17 protein-coding genes are annotated in these 16,805 nt (G+C 60.8%); 15 read left to right on the forward strand and 2 right to left on the reverse strand.

What is annotated here, in order from left to right; genetic code table 11:
- The first annotated feature begins 24 nt into the window (after window positions 1–24).
- From NTD82_RS13460 to ispD, 7 genes are all read left to right on the forward strand, one after another.
- On the forward strand, window positions 25–972 hold the full coding sequence (locus NTD82_RS13460; RefSeq protein WP_095154070.1) for an acetyl-CoA carboxylase carboxyltransferase subunit alpha: 948 nt from the start codon (window positions 25–27) through the stop codon (window positions 970–972).
- A 93-nt stretch (window positions 973–1,065) separates the two neighbouring features.
- Window positions 1,066–2,373, forward strand: coding sequence for a tRNA lysidine(34) synthetase TilS (gene tilS, locus NTD82_RS13465; protein ID WP_262129068.1), 1,308 nt, complete (start codon window positions 1,066–1,068; stop codon window positions 2,371–2,373).
- Between the two features lie 272 nt (window positions 2,374–2,645).
- Window positions 2,646–4,274, forward strand: coding sequence for a CTP synthase (locus NTD82_RS13470; protein ID WP_095154068.1), 1,629 nt, complete (start codon window positions 2,646–2,648; stop codon window positions 4,272–4,274).
- Between the two features lie 3 nt (window positions 4,275–4,277).
- Window positions 4,278–5,123 (forward strand): 3-deoxy-8-phosphooctulonate synthase, encoded by an 846-nt coding sequence (gene kdsA, locus NTD82_RS13475; RefSeq protein WP_095154067.1) that lies wholly within the window; start codon window positions 4,278–4,280, stop codon window positions 5,121–5,123.
- Window positions 5,124–5,265: 142 nt separating this feature from the next.
- On the forward strand, window positions 5,266–6,555 hold the full coding sequence (eno, locus tag NTD82_RS13480; protein WP_095154066.1) for a phosphopyruvate hydratase: 1,290 nt from the start codon (window positions 5,266–5,268) through the stop codon (window positions 6,553–6,555).
- A 157-nt stretch (window positions 6,556–6,712) separates the two neighbouring features.
- The gene (gene ftsB / locus NTD82_RS13485) at window positions 6,713–6,991 is read left to right on the forward strand and encodes a cell division protein FtsB (RefSeq protein ID WP_095154065.1); all 279 of its coding nucleotides are present in this window, start codon (window positions 6,713–6,715) and stop codon (window positions 6,989–6,991) included.
- Window positions 6,988–7,695 carry a 2-C-methyl-D-erythritol 4-phosphate cytidylyltransferase gene (ispD, locus tag NTD82_RS13490; protein ID WP_175651257.1) on the forward strand — a complete coding sequence of 236 codons (708 nt, stop codon included), beginning with the start codon at window positions 6,988–6,990 and terminating at the stop codon, window positions 7,693–7,695. Before ftsB ends, ispD begins: the two co-directional genes overlap by 4 nt.
- A 4-nt stretch (window positions 7,696–7,699) precedes the next feature.
- On the opposite strand, the gene NTD82_RS13495 is transcribed toward ispD, so the two are convergent.
- Window positions 7,700–8,596, reverse strand: coding sequence for a LysR substrate-binding domain-containing protein (locus NTD82_RS13495; RefSeq protein WP_095154063.1), 897 nt, complete (start codon window positions 8,594–8,596; stop codon window positions 7,700–7,702).
- A gap of 106 nt (window positions 8,597–8,702) precedes the next feature.
- On the opposite strand from NTD82_RS13495, the gene NTD82_RS13500 reads away from it, so the two are divergent.
- The 8 genes from NTD82_RS13500 (at window position 8,703) to rpoS (ending at window position 15,854) form a co-directional block, all read left to right on the forward strand.
- Window positions 8,703–9,815, forward strand: a complete 1,113-nt coding sequence (locus NTD82_RS13500) for an S-(hydroxymethyl)glutathione dehydrogenase/class III alcohol dehydrogenase (protein ID WP_095154062.1) — start codon at window positions 8,703–8,705, stop codon at window positions 9,813–9,815.
- A 7-nt stretch (window positions 9,816–9,822) separates the two neighbouring features.
- Window positions 9,823–10,677 carry an S-formylglutathione hydrolase gene (gene fghA, locus NTD82_RS13505; RefSeq protein WP_410017052.1) on the forward strand — a complete coding sequence of 285 codons (855 nt, stop codon included), beginning with the start codon at window positions 9,823–9,825 and terminating at the stop codon, window positions 10,675–10,677.
- A gap of 72 nt (window positions 10,678–10,749) precedes the next feature.
- The gene (ispF, locus tag NTD82_RS13510; RefSeq protein WP_262129071.1) at window positions 10,750–11,223 is read left to right on the forward strand and encodes a 2-C-methyl-D-erythritol 2,4-cyclodiphosphate synthase; all 474 of its coding nucleotides are present in this window, start codon (window positions 10,750–10,752) and stop codon (window positions 11,221–11,223) included.
- Entirely contained in the window at window positions 11,220–12,278 is a 1,059-nt protein-coding gene (gene truD, locus NTD82_RS13515) for a tRNA pseudouridine(13) synthase TruD (protein ID WP_262129072.1), read from the forward strand. Before ispF ends, truD begins: the two co-directional genes overlap by 4 nt.
- On the forward strand, window positions 12,266–13,015 hold the full coding sequence (gene surE / locus NTD82_RS13520) for a 5'/3'-nucleotidase SurE (RefSeq protein WP_095154058.1): 750 nt from the start codon (window positions 12,266–12,268) through the stop codon (window positions 13,013–13,015). The genes truD and surE overlap by 13 nt, the downstream gene beginning before the upstream one ends.
- A gap of 38 nt (window positions 13,016–13,053) precedes the next feature.
- Window positions 13,054–13,692 (forward strand): protein-L-isoaspartate(D-aspartate) O-methyltransferase, encoded by a 639-nt coding sequence (locus tag NTD82_RS13525; protein WP_175651925.1) that lies wholly within the window; start codon window positions 13,054–13,056, stop codon window positions 13,690–13,692.
- A 186-nt stretch (window positions 13,693–13,878) separates the two neighbouring features.
- Window positions 13,879–14,739: a peptidoglycan DD-metalloendopeptidase family protein gene (locus NTD82_RS13530; protein WP_095154056.1), complete on the forward strand. Its 861-nt coding sequence runs from the start codon at window positions 13,879–13,881 to the stop codon at window positions 14,737–14,739.
- A 107-nt stretch (window positions 14,740–14,846) separates the two neighbouring features.
- The gene (rpoS, locus tag NTD82_RS13535; RefSeq protein WP_262129073.1) at window positions 14,847–15,854 is read left to right on the forward strand and encodes an RNA polymerase sigma factor RpoS; all 1,008 of its coding nucleotides are present in this window, start codon (window positions 14,847–14,849) and stop codon (window positions 15,852–15,854) included.
- 489 nt (window positions 15,855–16,343) lie between these two features.
- On the opposite strand, the gene fdxA is transcribed toward rpoS, so the two are convergent.
- A complete protein-coding gene (gene fdxA / locus NTD82_RS13540; RefSeq protein WP_095154054.1) occupies window positions 16,344–16,667 on the reverse strand; it encodes a ferredoxin FdxA in 324 nt (107 codons plus the stop codon).
- Window positions 16,668–16,805 lie beyond the last annotated feature (138 nt).

The raw sequence follows: 16,805 nt of genomic DNA on the forward strand, positions 1-16,805 counted from the left end.
GCCGTCGACCCTAGACGGATGCCTATGAACCCGAATTTTCTGGATTTCGAACAGCCGATTGCTGACCTGCAAGCCAAGATCGAAGAGCTGCGCCTGGTCGGCAATGACAACTCGCTGAACATCGGCGACGAGATTGGCCGCCTGCAAGACAAAAGCAGCGCGCTGACCGAGAGCATCTTCGGCAACCTGACCAGCTGGCAGATCGCCCGCCTGGCGCGTCACCCGCGCCGGCCGTACACCCTCGATTACATCGAGCACATCTTCACCGAGTTCGACGAACTGCACGGCGACCGTCACTTCTCCGACGACGCCGCGATCGTCGGCGGTATTGCCCGCCTGGAAGACCGTCCGGTAATGGTCATCGGTCACCAGAAGGGCCGCGAAGTCCGCGAGAAGGTTCGCCGTAACTTCGGCATGCCGCGTCCGGAAGGCTACCGCAAGGCCTGCCGTCTGATGGAAATGGCCGAACGCTTCAAGATGCCGATCCTGACCTTCATCGACACCCCGGGCGCCTATCCGGGCATCGACGCCGAAGAGCGCAACCAGAGCGAGGCAATCGCCTGGAACCTGCGCGTCATGGCACGCCTGAAAACCCCTATCATCGCGACCGTTATCGGCGAAGGTGGCTCGGGTGGTGCGCTGGCGATCGGCGTCTGCGACCAACTGAACATGCTGCAGTACTCGACCTACGCGGTGATCTCGCCGGAAGGTTGCGCCTCGATTCTCTGGAAAACCGCCGAGAAAGCCTCCGATGCCGCTGAAGCCATGGGCATCACTGCCGAGCGTCTGAAAGGCCTGGGTATCGTCGACAAGGTCATTGGCGAGCCACTGGGTGGTGCGCACCGTGATCCGGCCACCATGGCCGCATCGATTCGCGGCGAATTGACCCAGCAACTGGACATGCTGAAGAAATTCGACAACGAAGCGCTGCTCAAGCGTCGCTATGATCGCCTGATGAGCTACGGGCTCTGATCTGACGCCATCGTGGCATCTGAACGCGGGGCGGGTACGCTTCCACTAGGTGGAGCGGGCCCGTCCCGCGTTTTCATTTGAGGGCTGGCCGCCATGACTGATCTCGCCTCCCGGCTGCTTTCACGTCTTGCGCCGTGGCGCAGTGCGCGGTCGTGGTGCGTGGGCCTTTCCGGTGGCCTGGATTCCAGCGTCCTGCTGCACCTGTTGGCGGAACTCAAGCGCCGTCATGATCTTCCCGTTCTCCGCGCCCTTCATGTTCACCACGGTTTACAGGTGGCGGCCGACGCTTGGCCGGCGCACTGCCAGCAGCTTTGTGATTCGCTGGGTATCGAGTTGCAGGTCTGTCATGTGCAGGTGGAGGAGGGTGCGAGCCTTGAGCAGTCGGCGCGTAATGCCCGCTATTCGGCCTTCATCGAGGTCTTGGGTGCTGGCGACGTCTTGTTGACCGGCCAGCATCGTGATGATCAGGCGGAAACCCTGCTGCTGCGCTTGCTTCGCGGTGCAGGGGTGCGCGGCTTGTCGGCGATGCCGGTGCAAAGACGGCTGGGGGCGGGGGAACTGGTCCGGCCTCTACTGGACATTTCCCGTGATCAGTTGCTGGCGTACGCGACGGAGCAGGTCCTGCAATGGATCGAGGACCCGTCGAATCGCGATGCACGGTTTTCTCGCAACTATCTGCGTCACCAAGTCCTCCCCGCGTTGACCGCGCGCTGGCCGCAAGCGCATCGCAGCCTGGCGCGCACGGCCGCGCATCTGACTGAGGCGCGGGAACTGCTCGATGAATTGGCGCAGCAGGATCTGGCCTGCGCTCGGGAGGGTGATGAATTTCCCTGGCTTGAACTGCCTTCGCTGGATCTGCGCAGTCTGGCGCGGTTGTCTGCGGCTCGTCAGCGTAATGCCCTGCAATACTGGCTGGCGCCGTACACGCGTTTGCCGGACAGCGACCATTGGGCCGGCTGGGATGATTTGCGCGACGCCCGCGTCGATGCCTCGCCGGTGTGGCGACTGACCGATGGCGAATTGCATCGAGCGGGCGAGCGGATTTACTGGCTGAGTGGTAACTGGCTTGTGCCTTTGAGTGAGCCCGCACCCTGGACGGAGCTTCTGGAGCCATTGCCGTTGCCCGATAACGGCAGCGTCAGCCTGAGCGGTAGTTCTCTGTCACAAACCCTGCGTATCGGTTATCGCCGTGGCGGCGAAACCCTTGAATTGGCGGGGCGCGGCCGTCGCGATCTGAAGCGCTTGCTCAACGAGCGGCATGTCCCGTCCTTTGTCCGCGGGCGCCTGCCATTGCTGTTCGCGGGGGAGCGTCTGGTGGCCGTGGCAAATCTGCCAGGGCTGGCTGATGGCGATTTGCAACTGACGTGGCGTGCGCCGACGAGCGAGCAAGGTTTGAGATGAAAGGGACATTCCGGTAGACTACGCTCCCTTCTTGATACAGCTTCTGTGACATCGTTTCGAGTCACTGGAGTTGCCGATTACCAAGCAGTTTTTTGCTGGGCGATTCTCAAAATGTGTAGCGAGCTTAGTACCGGGCTTTTCAACCCCGGTCTGTACAGGCGCGGCAGTATTTTCGGATGCACTGTAATTGACGCAGGTGATCGGGGGCTTCGGCCTTCCTTCGCTTTCCCCGGCGGCGCAGACCGCTTTAACGCAGACTTCTAGGGTTTTTCATGACGCGCTACATATTCGTCACGGGCGGTGTTGTTTCTTCATTGGGGAAAGGCATTGCCTCGGCTTCATTGGCGGCCATCCTGGAGGCGCGGGGGCTCAAGGTCACCATGCTCAAGCTGGACCCGTACATCAACGTCGACCCGGGCACCATGAGCCCGTTCCAGCACGGTGAAGTGTTCGTCACCCACGACGGCGCCGAAACCGACCTGGACCTGGGCCACTACGAGCGGTTCATCCGCACGACCATGACCCAGAACAACAACTTCACCACCGGCCGTATCTACGAGCACGTGCTGCGCAAGGAGCGTCGTGGTGATTACCTGGGCGCCACCATCCAGGTCATTCCGCATATCACCGACGAAATCAAGCGTCGCATCATCAAGGGCGCCGGCGATGCCGACGTGGCCCTGGTCGAGATCGGCGGCACCGTGGGTGACATCGAGTCGCAACCGTTCCTCGAAGCCATTCGCCAACTGCGGGTCGAAGTCGGCTCCAAGCGCGCGATGCTGATGCACCTGACGCTGGTTCCGTACATCGCCACCGCTGGCGAGACCAAGACCAAGCCAACCCAGCACTCGGTCAAGGAACTGCGTTCCATCGGCCTGCAGCCTGACGTGCTGATCTGCCGTTCCGACCATCCGGTCGATGTCTCTTCCCGTCGCAAGATCGCGCTGTTCACCAACGTTGAAGAGCGTGCGGTGATCTCCCTGGAAGACGTCGACACCATCTACAAGATTCCTGCTGTGCTGCACGCCCAGGGCCTGGACGACTTCGTCGTCGAGCGCTTCGGCCTGCAATGCAATGGCGCCGACCTGTCCGAGTGGGAAAAGGTCGTCGATGCCAAGCTCAATCCAGAGCACGAAGTCACCATCGCGATGGTCGGCAAGTACATGGAGCTGCTGGATGCGTACAAGTCGCTGATCGAAGCGATGAGCCACGCCGGTATCCAGAACCGCACCAAGGTCAACCTGCGCTACATCGATTCCGAAGACATCGAGAACCAGGGCACCGGCCTGCTGGAAGGCGTCGATGCCATCCTGGTCCCGGGCGGCTTCGGTCTGCGCGGTGTCGAAGGCAAGATCACTGCCGTTCAGTACGCTCGCGAGAACAAGATCCCGTACCTGGGTATCTGCCTCGGCATGCAAGTGGCGGTCATCGAGTTCGCTCGTAACGTCATGGGCTGGAAAGACGCCAACTCCACCGAGTTCGACCGCAACAGCGGCCACCCGGTCGTCGGCCTGATCACCGAGTGGGAAGATTCCACCGGCGCCGTGGAAACCCGCACCGAGGCTTCCGACCTGGGCGGCACCATGCGTCTGGGTGCTCAGGAATGCCAGCTGGAGAGCGGTTCCAAGGTTCACGATTGCTACGCCAAGGACGTGATCGTCGAGCGTCACCGCCACCGTTACGAAGTGAACAACAACCTGCTGCCGAAGCTGGTTGAAGCCGGCCTGAAGGTTTCCGGTCGTTCCGGCGACGGCGCGCTGGTTGAAGTGGTCGAGTCCCAGGATCACCCATGGTTCGTCGCTTGCCAGTTCCACCCTGAGTTCACCTCGACCCCGCGTGACGGCCATCCGCTGTTCAGCGGCTTCGTCAAGGCGGCTCTGGCTCAGAAGAACAAGGCCTGATCCATGACCCAGAAGATCATTCGCGTCGGTAACATCGAGATCGCCAACGACAAGCCGTTCGTCCTGTTCGGCGGCATGAACGTACTGGAATCCCGTGATCTGGCCCTGAAGGTCTGCGAAGAGTACGTGCGGGTTACCGAGAAACTCGGTATCCCCTACGTGTTCAAGGCCAGCTTCGACAAGGCCAACCGTTCGTCGATCAATTCCTACCGTGGTCCGGGCCTTGAAGAAGGCATGCGGATCTTCGAGGAAGTGAAGAAGACCTTCGGCGTGCCGGTCATCACCGACGTGCACGAGCCTCATCAGGCACAGGCTGTCGCCGATGTCTGCGACATCATCCAGTTGCCGGCCTTCCTGTCGCGCCAGACCGACCTGGTTGTCGCGATGGCCAAGACCGGCGCGGTGATCAACATCAAGAAAGCCCAGTTCCTCGCACCCCAGGAGATGAAACACATCCTGACCAAGTGCGAAGAGGCCGGTAATGATCAGTTGATCCTCTGCGAGCGTGGTTCCAGCTTCGGTTACAACAACCTGGTTGTGGACATGCTCGGCTTCGGCATCATGAAGCAGTTCGAGTACCCGGTGTTCTTCGACGTGACCCATGCACTGCAGATGCCGGGCGGTCGCGCCGATTCGGCTGGCGGTCGTCGCGCCCAGGTGACCGAGCTGGCCCGTGCCGGCCTGAGTCAGGGTCTGGCGGGTCTGTTCCTGGAAGCTCACCCGGATCCGGACAACGCCAAGTGCGACGGTCCTTGCGCCCTGCGCCTCGACAAACTGGAGCCTTTCCTGGCCCAGCTCAAGCAACTGGATGACTTGGTCAAGAGTTTTCCGACAGTAGAAACCGCATAACGCTCGTTTCTCCGGTACAGTACCGCCCCCTGGTCCATGGCCAGGGGTTTTCTCCGCGGCAGGCCTGCCCGTGCCCCGTGCCTGCGAAAGAGCGGATTCTTCAAGCTGCGTTGTTTTCGTCAATTCTGGAGTGCTTACAACAATGGCAAAAATCGTCGACATCAAAGGTCGTGAAGTTCTCGATTCTCGGGGCAACCCTACCGTGGAAGCAGACGTCCTGCTCGACAACGGCATCATTGGCAGCGCTTGCGCGCCGTCCGGTGCTTCCACCGGTTCCCGTGAGGCACTGGAACTGCGTGATGGCGACAAGAGCCGTTACCTGGGCAAGGGCGTGCTGAAAGCCGTCGCCAACATCAACGGCCCGATCCGCGACCTGCTGCTGGGCAAGGATCCTGTTGACCAGAAAGCCCTGGACCGCGCCATGATCGATCTGGACGGTACCGAGAACAAAGCCAAGCTGGGCGCCAACGCCATCCTGGCCGTCTCCCTGGCTGCCGCCAAAGCCGCCGCCCAGGATCAGGATCTGCCGCTGTACGCGCACATCGCCAACCTGAACGGCACCCCAGGCCAGTACTCCATGCCGGTTCCGATGATGAACATCATCAACGGTGGCGAGCACGCCGATAACAACGTCGACATCCAGGAATTCATGGTCCAGCCAGTTGGCGCCAAGACCTTCTCTGACGGCCTGCGCATGGGCACCGAAATCTTCCATCATCTCAAAGCCGTGCTGAAGGCCCGTGGCCTGAACACTGCCGTGGGTGACGAAGGTGGTTTCGCGCCTAACCTGGCCTCCAACGAAGACGCCCTGGGCGCCATCGCTGAAGCCGTAGCCAACGCTGGCTACAAGCTGGGCACCGATGTGACCCTGGCGCTGGACTGCGCTGCCAGCGAATTCTACGAAGACGGCAAGTACAACCTGTCCGGCGAAGGCAAGTCCTTCGACGCCGAAGGTTTCGCCGACTACCTGAAAGGCCTGACCGAACGCTTCCCGATCATCTCCATCGAAGACGGTCTGGACGAGTCCGACTGGGCTGGCTGGAAGATCCTCACCGACAAGATCGGCGAGAAAGTACAGCTGGTGGGCGACGATCTGTTCGTTACCAACACCAAGATCCTGAAGGAAGGTATCGACAAGAACATCGGTAACTCCATCCTGATCAAGTTCAACCAGATCGGCTCGCTGACCGAAACCCTGGAAGCCATCCAGATGGCCAAGGCTGCCGGTTACACCGCGGTGATCTCGCACCGTTCGGGCGAAACCGAAGATTCCACCATCGCCGACCTGGCCGTGGGTACTGCTGCTGGTCAGATCAAGACCGGTTCGCTGTGCCGTTCCGACCGCGTTTCCAAGTACAACCAACTGCTGCGTATCGAAGAGCAATTGGGCGCCAAGGCGGTGTACCGTGGTCGCGCCGAGTTTCGCGGCTAAGCGATAGATGGTAAAAAGACAGCACTGCGTTGCGCCATGGTCGTCCTGACCGGTGCTGCGCAGGCGCTGCGAGCGTTTGAATCACAAAGCCTGGCTTCGGCCAGGCTTCGTGCCATCAGCCCTTCGCAGATGCGGTCTTTAGCCACTGGATGTCCTGATGCGTAGTCCTTATTGGTTGTTCCTCGTCCTTCTCGCACTGCTCGGTGGCTTGCAGTATCGCTTGTGGGTGGGCAATGGCAGCCTGGCCCAGGTGGCTGAGCTGCAACAGCAGATCGCCGACCAGCACGCCGAAAACGAACGTTTGCTGGAGCGCAACCGCGTGCTCGACGCGGAAGTTCTGGAGTTGAAAAAAGGTATGGAAACCGTCGAAGAGCGGGCTCGCCACGAGCTGGGCATGGTCAAGGAGGGCGAAACCCTCTACCAGTTGGCCCAATGAACTCTTCCCTGCCTGCCTTCTGGGCAGTGATCCCCGCCGCCGGCGTGGGTGCGCGAATGGCCGCCGATCGGCCGAAGCAGTACCTGCAACTGGGCGGACTTACGATTCTCGAACACAGCCTCAACTGTTTTCTCGACCATCCCTGTGTGAAAGGGGTGGTGGTCAGCCTTGCCGCTGACGATCCTTTCTGGCCCGACCTGCCGTGTGCCGGCGACCCGCGTATCCAGCGGGCCGCGGGTGGGCGCGAGCGCGCCGACTCGGTGCTCAATGCCTTGTTGTTACTGCATGCCCAGGGCGCGTCCGACAGCGATTGGGTGCTTGTGCATGACGCCGCGCGGCCGAACCTGGCTCGCTCCGACCTGGACCGGCTGCTGCTGGAACTGGCGGATGACCCGGTGGGCGGCCTGCTCGCGGTGCCCGCCCGTGACACCCTCAAGCGCGCCGACGCCGATGGCCGCGTCAGTGCGACGGTCGACCGCAGCACCATCTGGCAGGCCTACACGCCACAGATGTTCCGCCTCGGCGCCCTGCATCGGGCGCTGGCCGACAGCCTGGTGGCGGATGTTGCGATTACCGACGAGGCTTCGGCCATCGAATGGTCCGGGCAGGCGCCACGTTTGATCGAAGGGCGCAACGACAACATCAAGGTCACCCGTCCTGAAGACCTGGAGTGGCTGCGTCAGCGTTGGGCGATGCGCGGCTGACGGCTCAGGCCCGCTGATATTCCGGCCTCAGTGCCAGCCCTTCACGCAAGTGATCCACCAGCTTGCGCACTTTCGGCGACAGGTGCCGTTGCTGCGGGTAGAGCGCCCATACCGCCGTATTCGGTGGCTGATGGGCCTCCAGCAGTGAAACCAGGGCGCCACTGCCCAAGTGTTCCAGCACGTAATAGTCCGGCAATTGACACAGCCCCATGCCCTGTAACGCGGCATCCAGCACCGCCTGGCCGCTGTTGCAACGCCAGTTGCCCTGAACCCGTTGCGCGATTTCCCGACCCTCCTGCTGCACCGCCCAGATATCCGAACTGCCGATCAGGCAATTGTGCCGCGCCAGCTCCGACAGGCTGTGCGGTCGGCCATAGCGACTGAGGTAATCCGGCGAGGCGCATAGGAACATGCGCCTCGGCGCGATTCGCGCGGCCACCAGCCTTGATTCCTGCAGGCGTCCAAGACGAATCGCCAGGTCCATGCCTTCGTGGAGCAGGTCGAGGGTGTTGTTGGTGAGTTCGATATCCACCCGCAGTTGCGGGTACTGGGTCATGAAGCGCGTGACCAGCGGCACGATAAAGCGTTCGCCATACGCCACCGCGCAGGTCATGCGCAGCAGTCCCTTGGGTTCGCTGTTGAGATCGCCCATGGCGCGCAAGGCTTCTTCGCGACCGTCCTGCAGCCGCTGGCAGTGTTGCAGGAAGGTTTGTCCGGCTTCACTCAGGGTGACGCGTCGCGTACTGCGGTAGAGCAACCGCGTTTGCAGGCGTTCTTCAAGGCGTGCCACCTGGCGGCTGATATGCGAAGAAGAAACGCCAAGGCGCTCGGCGGCGGCGGTGAACTGTCCGGATTCGGCCACTGCCACGAACTCGTCGATGCCTTCCCAGCGGTTGCTCATAGATTATCCCTGCATGGCAATAATGTTTTGTCTTTGGCCGGATTATTCATCAAAAGCGCTTGAATTACACTGCGTGCTTGAACTGTCCCTCAGTTGGAGAAGATTGATGATCAAGTCCCGTGCCGCCGTTGCCTTCGAGGCCAAGAAACCGCTGGAAATCGTCGAAGTCGACGTCGCCATGCCGAAGGCCGGCGAAGTGCTGTTGCGCGTGGTCGCCAGCGGTGTCTGCCACACCGACGCCTACACCCTGTCCGGCGCCGACCCGGAAGGTATCTTCCCGTCGATCCTTGGTCATGAAGGCGGCGCGATCGTCGAGGCCATTGGCGAGGGCGTGACCTCGGTAGCGGTGGGTGATCACGTGATCCCGCTGTACACCCCGGAATGCGGCCAGTGCAAATTCTGTCGTTCGGGCAAGACCAACCTCTGCCAGGCCATCCGCGCGACCCAGGGCAAGGGCCTGATGCCAGACGGGACTACCCGTTTCTCCTACAAAGGTCAGCAACTGTTCCACTACATGGGCACCTCGACCTTCTCCGAGTACACCGTGCTGCCGGAAATTTCCGTCGCCAAGATTCAAAAAGAGGCGCCGCTGGAAAAGGTCTGCCTGCTCGGCTGCGGCGTGACCACCGGTATCGGCGCTGTGCTCAACACCGCCAAGGTCAAGCCGGGTGACACCGTGGCAGTCTTCGGTCTTGGCGGCATCGGTCTGTCGGCGATCATCGGTGCGGTGAAAGCCAAGGCGTCGCGAATCATCGCGGTCGACATCAACCCAAGCAAATTCGAAATCGCCCGCCAATTGGGTGCGACCGACTGCGTCAATCCGAAGGACTACGACCGCCCGATCCAGGAAGTGATCGTCGACCTCACCGACGGCGGTGTGGACTTCTCCTTCGAGTGCGTAGGCAACGTGCAACTGATGCGTGCGGCACTGGAATGCTGCCACAAGGGCTGGGGTGAGTCGGTCATCATCGGCGTTGCCGGTGCCGGGCAGGAAATCGCCACCCGCCCGTTCCAACTGGTCACCGGCCGCGTCTGGCGTGGCTCGGCCTTTGGTGGCGTGCGTGGCCGCAGCGAACTGCCGAGCTACGTCGACATGGCGGAAAAAGGCGAGATCCCGCTGGATACCTTCATCACCCACACCATGGGGCTGGAGGACATCAACAAGGCCTTCGACCTGATGCACGAAGGCAAGAGCATCCGCAGCGTCATCCATTTCTGAGGTGCTCATGAGCCTGGAAAACATTTCCTGTCAGAAGAGTTCCGGTGGCTGGCACAAGCGTTACCGCCACCGCTCCGAAGCACTCGGTTGCGACATGGTTTTCGCCGTCTACCTGCCTCCGCAGGCCGAGCAGGGCGGCAAGCTGCCGGTGCTGTACTGGCTGAGCGGCCTGACCTGCACCGACGAGAACTTCATGCAGAAAGCTGGCGCGCACAAGCTCGCCGCCGAGCTGGGGATGATCATCGTCGCGCCGGACACCAGTCCGCGTGGCGCGCAGGTGCCGGGCGATCCTGACGGTGCCTGGGATTTCGGCCTCGGCGCGGGTTTCTACGTGAACGCCACGCAACAGCCGTGGGCGGCCAACTACCGCATGTACGATTACGTGGTGAGTGAATTGCCGGCACTGATCGAGGGGCATTTCCCGGCCTCGACCCTGCGTGCCATCAGCGGTCATTCCATGGGCGGGCACGGTGCGCTGGTCTGCGCGCTGCGCAATCCGGGGCGCTATGTGTCGGTGTCGGCCTTCGCGCCCATCAGCAATCCGATGGATTGCCCGTGGGGTCAGAAAGCGTTCAGCCGCTATCTGGGCGAAGACCGTTCGCGCTGGCGCGAGTGGGATGCCAGCGTTCTGATCGCCCAGGCCAGCGAGCGCTTGCCGTTGCTCGTAGACCAGGGCGATCGCGACGACTTCCTGGAAAACCAGCTCAAGCCGCAGGTGCTGCAACAGGCCGCGCAAGCCGCGGGCTACCCGCTGCAACTGCGCTTGCAGCCGGGCTATGACCACAGCTATTACTTCATCGCCAGCTTCATCGATGACCACCTGCGACATCACGCCACAGCCTTGGGGATTGGCCAGGACTGAGTCCTACAATTCAAGCCCAAGGCCCGGCAAAGTAGGTAGAATCACGCCCTGACTCAATCAGGGCGTTTTTTTATGCGTATTGGCCACGGCTACGATGTGCACCGCTTCGCGGACGGCGACTTCATCACCTTGGGAGGCGTGCGGATCCCGCACAAGTTCGGGCTGCTCGCCCATTCCGATGGCGACGTGCTGTTGCATGCCCTGAGCGATGCCTTGCTTGGCGCCGCCGCGCTGGGTGATATCGGCCGCCACTTCCCTGATACCGACCCGCAGTTCAAGGGCGCTGATAGTCGCGTTCTGCTGCGTCATGTGGTTGGCATCGTCCAGGCCAAGGGCTGGAAGGTCGGCAACGTCGACGCAACCATCGTTGCCCAGGCACCGAAGATGGCGCCGCATATCGAAACCATGCGCGAGCTGATCGCCGAAGACCTGCAGGTCGAGCTCGACCAGGTCAACGTCAAGGCCACCACCACCGAAAAACTCGGCTTTACCGGGCGTGAAGAAGGCATTGCCGTGCATGCCGTCGCGTTGTTGCTGCCCGCATGACCGAACTCGATCTTCTCGGTCCGCGCGCCAGCGGGCCGGCACTGGGTAGCGCAGTGCTCAAGGCCGTTGCGGAAGACTTCCAGGTCGATGAAGTGCTCGACATCCCGCTGTCGGGAGAGGGTGAGCACCTTTGGCTGTGGGTCGAGAAGCGTGATCTCAACACCGAAGAGGCCGCCCGCCGTCTGGCCCGTGCCGCTGGTGTTCCGCTGAAGACCATCAGCTACGCCGGGCTGAAGGACCGCCAGGCCCTGACCCGTCAGTGGTTCAGCCTGCATTTGCCAGGCAAGGCCAATCCGGACCTGAGCGCCGCCGAAAACGAAACCCTGCGCATCCTCAAGCGCACTCGCCATTCGCGCAAGTTGCAGCGTGGCGCCCATTCGGCCAACGGCTTCACCCTGCGACTGACCCGGCTCCAGGCGGATCACGCGGCGCTGGATGCTCGTCTCGAACAACTGAAAGCCGAGGGTGTTCCCAACTACTTTGGCACCCAGCGTTTTGGGCATCAGGGAGGCAACGTCGAAGAGGCGCGCCACTGGGCCGAGCGCAAGGCCCTGCCGGAGCAGCGCAACCTGCGTTCCCGGGTGCTTTCCAGTGCTCGCAGCTATCTGTTCAACCGGGTGCTGGCCGAGCGTGTGAGCGACGGTAGCTGGCAGCGTGCCCAGGTTGGCGATCTTCTGGCATTCACTGATAGCCGTAGCTTCTTTCCGGCAGGCGAGCCGGAATGCAGCGATCCACGATTGGCAATTCTCGACCTGCATCCTACCGGGCCGTTGTGGGGCGAAGGGTTACCCGCGACGCAGGGGTTGGGCGGCGCCATCGAGCAGCGTATCGCCACCCAGGAAGCAGCCCTTTGCGAATGGCTTGGCAATGCTGCGCTGAAGCAGGAACGACGCATTCTGCGACTGCCCATTGGGCGTCTGACGTGGCATTATCCAGAGCCTGATACCCTGCAACTGGAATTCATCCTGCCGGCCGGATGTTTCGCCACCGTCGTGGTGCGCGAACTCATTGACCTGGTCCCGGTAGGGCAGACGGACAGCCCATGCGTATTCTGATTTCCAATGACGACGGGGTCATCGCACCCGGACTCGCCGCGCTCCACGATGCGCTGGCGGATTACGCCGAATGTGTGGTGGTCGCCCCGGATCAAGACAAGAGTGGCGCCAGCAGCTCGCTGACCCTTGATCGTCCGCTGCACCCGCAAACCCTGCCCAACGGCTTTATCAGCATCAACGGCACACCGACCGACTGTGTTCACCTGGGCCTGAATGGCCTGCTTGATCGCGTGCCGGATATGGTCGTGTCGGGGATCAACCTCGGCGCCAACCTGGGTGATGATGTGCTGTATTCGGGCACTGTCGCTGCAGCGCTGGAAGGGCGTTTCCTGGGGGGCACCTCGTTCGCGTTCTCGCTGCTGTCGCGCCTGCCCGACAACCTGCCGACCGCCGCCTACATCGCGCGCAAGCTGGTCGAGGCGCAACAGCGCCTGGAACTGCCGCCGCGGACGGTGCTCAACGTCAATATTCCGAACCTGCCGCTTGATCGCATTCGCGGCATCCAGCTGACCCGACTGGGGCACCGCGCGCGGGCCGCGGCTCCGATCAAGGAGGTCAATCCGCGTGGCAAGGAAGGCTACTGGATTGCGGTGGCCGGTGATGCCGAGGACGGTGGTCCGGGTACGGACTTCCATGCGGTCATGCAGGGCTATGTGTCGATCACGCCACTGCAACTGGACCGCACCTTCCATGATGCCTTCGAACGCATGGATGGATGGTTGGAGGGCGTGCTTTGATGCGTGATCAGGGCGACATGATGCGCCGCGGTATCGGCATGACCTCCCAGCGGACCCGCGAGCGGCTGATCCAGCGCCTGTGTGAGGAAGGGGTGTCCAATCCCCGAGTGCTGGATGTACTGCGTCTTACGCCGCGGCATTTGTTCGTCGATGAAGCGCTGGCGCATCGCGCCTATGAAGACACCGCCTTGCCGATCGGCCATAACCAGACCATTTCACAGCCTTTCATGGTCGCTCACATGAGCGAAGTGCTGCTTGAGGCGGGACCTTTGGACAAGGTGCTGGAAATCGGCACCGGCTCCGGCTACCAGACCGCTGTGCTGGCGCAGTTGGTGGAGCGGGTGTTCTCGGTAGAGCGCATCAAGGTGCTGCAGGATCGCGCCAAGGAGCGTCTGACCGAACTGAACCTGCGTAATGTGGTGTTTCGTTGGGGCGACGGCAGCGAAGGCTGGCCGGCATTGGCTCCGTACAACGGGATCATCGTCACCGCGGTAGCACCGGAAGTGCCTCAGGCGCTGCTGGATCAATTGGCACCAGGCGGACGCATGGTGATCCCCGTAGGCGCCGTGGGCGAGGCCCAGCAGCTACTGCTGATCGTCCGCGAGGAACATGGATTCTCCCGGCGTGTGCTGGGCGCAGTGCGCTTCGTTCCGCTGCTCAACGGAACCCTGTCCTGACCGGTCTTTATTTTCAGAATCGGCGAATTCTCGGGTCGACGCCGGGTCTATGAGGCGGGCACTGTAAACCTGAGTCTGCAACGGTTCACGTTTTGCACCTGTTCAGAGCGCGCAAGACGCTCATGCCTGGTTATAATTGCAACGTTATTGCATTTTCAAACTCGACACCATTTAAGGGAGCGGCGGGTGAGTCAAACAGTCATTGGGCAGCGTATGGGTCTTTCAAGCATCAGGCTTCTGGTGGTTGCACTTGCCTTTGGCACGCTGGTGACAGGTTGCTCCAGCACCTCTTCTTCTTCCAGCAGCGCACGCGTGGTTGATCGCAACAGTGCAGCCGCCAAACGTCCTGCGGTCACTTCCGGGCAATATGTCGTACGTCCCGGGGACACGTTGTTCTCCATTGCCTTCCGCTACGGCTGGGACTACAAGGCCCTGGCCGCCCGCAACAGCATCGCGCAGCCCTACACCATCCGTCCTGGCCAAACGATCCGTTTCGACGAGCCCGGTTCCACCTCTTCACGGGTCGTTTCGTCAACGTCGCCGTCGAGCAAAACCACGGTGACACGGCGTCCCGCCGGTACCCCACCGCCGGTGAAATCGACAGGTACGGCCACGACGGCCCCGATCATCACACCTTCCACAGCGCCCACGCAGGTGCCCGCCGCAGAGCGTTCCAGTGGCGGTTGGGCGTGGCCGGCAAACGGCGTGTTGATTGGAAAATTTGCTTCAAACGGTAGTTTGAATAAAGGCATTGATATCGCCGGGGATTTGGGACAGCCTGTTTTTGCAGCGTCTGATGGTTCGGTGGTGTACGCCGGTAGTGGCTTGCGGGGCTACGGTGAACTCGTAATCATCAAGCACAATGAAACCTACGTTAGTGCCTACGGTCATAACCGCAGGCTTTTGGTTCGGGAGGGACAGCAGGTCAAGGTCGGGCAGACAATTGCCGAAATGGGGTCCACTGGCACAGATCGGGTGAAACTTCACTTTGAGATTCGCCGATTGGGCAAACCGGTAGACCCCTTGCAGTTCCTGCCAAACCGCTGATTGGTTGGTACCCGGCCTGTTCCTTAGCGTAATGGGGACAGGCTCTAGCGATGCCATGGATAAGGTACGCTCGAGTCTGAGTTCGAACTCAGCAAAGGACTATAACAATGGCTCTCAGTAAAGAAGTGCCGGAGTTTGACATCGACGATGAGGTTCTCCTCATGGAGACCGGCATCGTTTTGGAAACGGACGTGGTGTCAGACGAACCTGCTGTATCTCCGGTTCGGACAAGGGCCAAACAAGGCTCTTCGCTCAAACAGCACAAGTACATCGATTACACCCGAGCACTTGATGCGACCCAGTTATATCTGAATGAAATCGGTTTCTCCCCTCTGCTTACACCCGAAGAGGAAGTCCATTTTGCGCGCCTGTCGCAAAGCGGCGACCCGGCGGGACGCAAGCGGATGATCGAGAGCAACCTGCGGCTGGTGGTGAAGATCGCCCGGCGCTACGTCAACAGGGGGCTTTCCCTGCTCGACCTGATCGAAGAGGGCAACCTCGGTCTGATCCGTGCGGTCGAGAAGTTCGATCCTGAGCGCGGCTTCCGTTTCTCCACCTATGCCACCTGGTGGATCCGGCAGACCATCGAACGCGCGATCATGAACCAGACGCGGACCATTCGCCTGCCCATCCATGTGGTCAAGGAACTGAACGTCTATCTGCGCGCCGCGCGCGAGCTGACCCAGAAACTCGACCACGAGCCTTCCCCGGAAGAGATCGCCAATCTACTCGAGAAGCCGGTTGCCGAGGTCAAGCGGATGCTTGGGCTCAACGAGCGGGTTTCCTCGGTGGATGTATCGCTGGGTCCGGATTCGGACAAGACACTGCTCGACACCCTGACAGATGATCGCCCAACGGATCCTTGCGAGCTGTTGCAGGACGATGATTTGTCCCAGAGCATCGATCAGTGGCTAAGCGAGCTGACTGACAAGCAGCGTGAGGTGGTGATTCGCCGCTTCGGTCTGCGCGGTCATGAGAGCAGCACCCTGGAAGATGTAGGGCTGGAGATTGGCCTGACCCGTGAGCGGGTGCGTCAGATTCAGGTCGAAGGGCTCAAGCGCTTGCGTGAGATCCTGGAGAAGAATGGCCTGTCCAGCGAGTCGCTGTTTCAATAATTAAAACGATCCGCCTTGCCCACAGAACACCCCGACCTGATCGGGGCGTTCTTGTTTATGCGGCTGCCTGAGTGAGTTCCGTCAGAGCTGAGTGTTTTTGTGTAAGTCATCACTTACATTGCATGTAAGCATTTGCAGTAAATAGGGGTAAATTTTACGTTCAATATGGTCTGAATTTTTTATAAATCATTGAAAAATAAGCATTTATAAGAGTGCGTCGACAACCCATGTGTCTTTTTTTGAGAGCCATTGCCAGTTGCGGCGGCGGCGGCAAACGTTAATATTTGACCTGTGTCTACGGACTGACACAGGTTTTCAACGGATGAAGACCAAGGACATCGCAAGACGCGATTCATCAGGATGATGATAGGGAATACAGGGACTACGGAAAAAAATGTGGGCGGGTCAAACCGCCCCTTTTTTTGTCTGCGAAAAATGAAAAAAGGCCCGTCAGGGCCTTTTTTGTTGATCGTGGCGCAAGTCTGGGACTCAGCGCTCCAGATCCTTGATCTTGCCTTTGACGCCGTCGAACTCTTCGGCTTCCGCCAGAGCGTCTTTCTTTTCGGTGATGTTCGGCCAGATTTCCGCCAGCTCGGCGTTCAGCTCGATGAACTCCTGCATGTCATCAGGAACTTCATCTTCCGAGAAGATGGCTTGGGCGGGGCATTCAGGCTCGCACAGCGCACAATCGATGCACTCATCCGGGTGAATGACCAGGAAGTTCGGGCCTTCGTAGAAGCAGTCCACCGGACAGACTTCTACGCAGTCGGTGTACTTGCACTTGATGCAGTTGTCGGTGACGACGAAGGTCATTTCTAATTCTCTCCTCAGGCGACGGCAGCGGTGCCCTTCCAGTCAGGGCCGCTCGGTTTGGTAGGTTGGCGGCGAGCCAGGCTAATAACTCGCCGCTCCGCCAAACCGCGCGGGATTCTAACAGCTTGTAAGGCCGCG

Source organism: Pseudomonas sp. 5P_5.1_Bac1 (assembly GCF_025466015.1).
In the GTDB taxonomy this organism is placed as follows: Bacteria; Pseudomonadota; Gammaproteobacteria; order Pseudomonadales; family Pseudomonadaceae; genus Aquipseudomonas.

Coding starts and splice junctions, on each gene's coding strand:
- NTD82_RS13460 (WP_095154070.1), top strand. CDS start 25: ATGAACCCGAATTTTCTGGATTTCGAACAGCCGATTGCTGACCTGCAA.
- tilS (WP_262129068.1), top strand. CDS start 1,066: ATGACTGATCTCGCCTCCCGGCTGCTTTCACGTCTTGCGCCGTGGCGC.
- NTD82_RS13470 (WP_095154068.1), top strand. CDS start 2,646: ATGACGCGCTACATATTCGTCACGGGCGGTGTTGTTTCTTCATTGGGG.
- kdsA (WP_095154067.1), top strand. CDS start 4,278: ATGACCCAGAAGATCATTCGCGTCGGTAACATCGAGATCGCCAACGAC.
- eno (WP_095154066.1), top strand. CDS start 5,266: ATGGCAAAAATCGTCGACATCAAAGGTCGTGAAGTTCTCGATTCTCGG.
- ftsB (WP_095154065.1), top strand. CDS start 6,713: ATGCGTAGTCCTTATTGGTTGTTCCTCGTCCTTCTCGCACTGCTCGGT.
- ispD (WP_175651257.1), top strand. CDS start 6,988: ATGAACTCTTCCCTGCCTGCCTTCTGGGCAGTGATCCCCGCCGCCGGC.
- NTD82_RS13495 (WP_095154063.1), bottom strand. CDS start 8,596: ATGAGCAACCGCTGGGAAGGCATCGACGAGTTCGTGGCAGTGGCCGAA.
- NTD82_RS13500 (WP_095154062.1), top strand. CDS start 8,703: ATGATCAAGTCCCGTGCCGCCGTTGCCTTCGAGGCCAAGAAACCGCTG.
- fghA (WP_410017052.1), top strand. CDS start 9,823: ATGAGCCTGGAAAACATTTCCTGTCAGAAGAGTTCCGGTGGCTGGCAC.
- ispF (WP_262129071.1), top strand. CDS start 10,750: ATGCGTATTGGCCACGGCTACGATGTGCACCGCTTCGCGGACGGCGAC.
- truD (WP_262129072.1), top strand. CDS start 11,220: ATGACCGAACTCGATCTTCTCGGTCCGCGCGCCAGCGGGCCGGCACTG.
- surE (WP_095154058.1), top strand. CDS start 12,266: ATGCGTATTCTGATTTCCAATGACGACGGGGTCATCGCACCCGGACTC.
- NTD82_RS13525 (WP_175651925.1), top strand. CDS start 13,054: ATGACCTCCCAGCGGACCCGCGAGCGGCTGATCCAGCGCCTGTGTGAG.
- rpoS (WP_262129073.1), top strand. CDS start 14,847: ATGGCTCTCAGTAAAGAAGTGCCGGAGTTTGACATCGACGATGAGGTT.
- fdxA (WP_095154054.1), bottom strand. CDS start 16,667: ATGACCTTCGTCGTCACCGACAACTGCATCAAGTGCAAGTACACCGAC.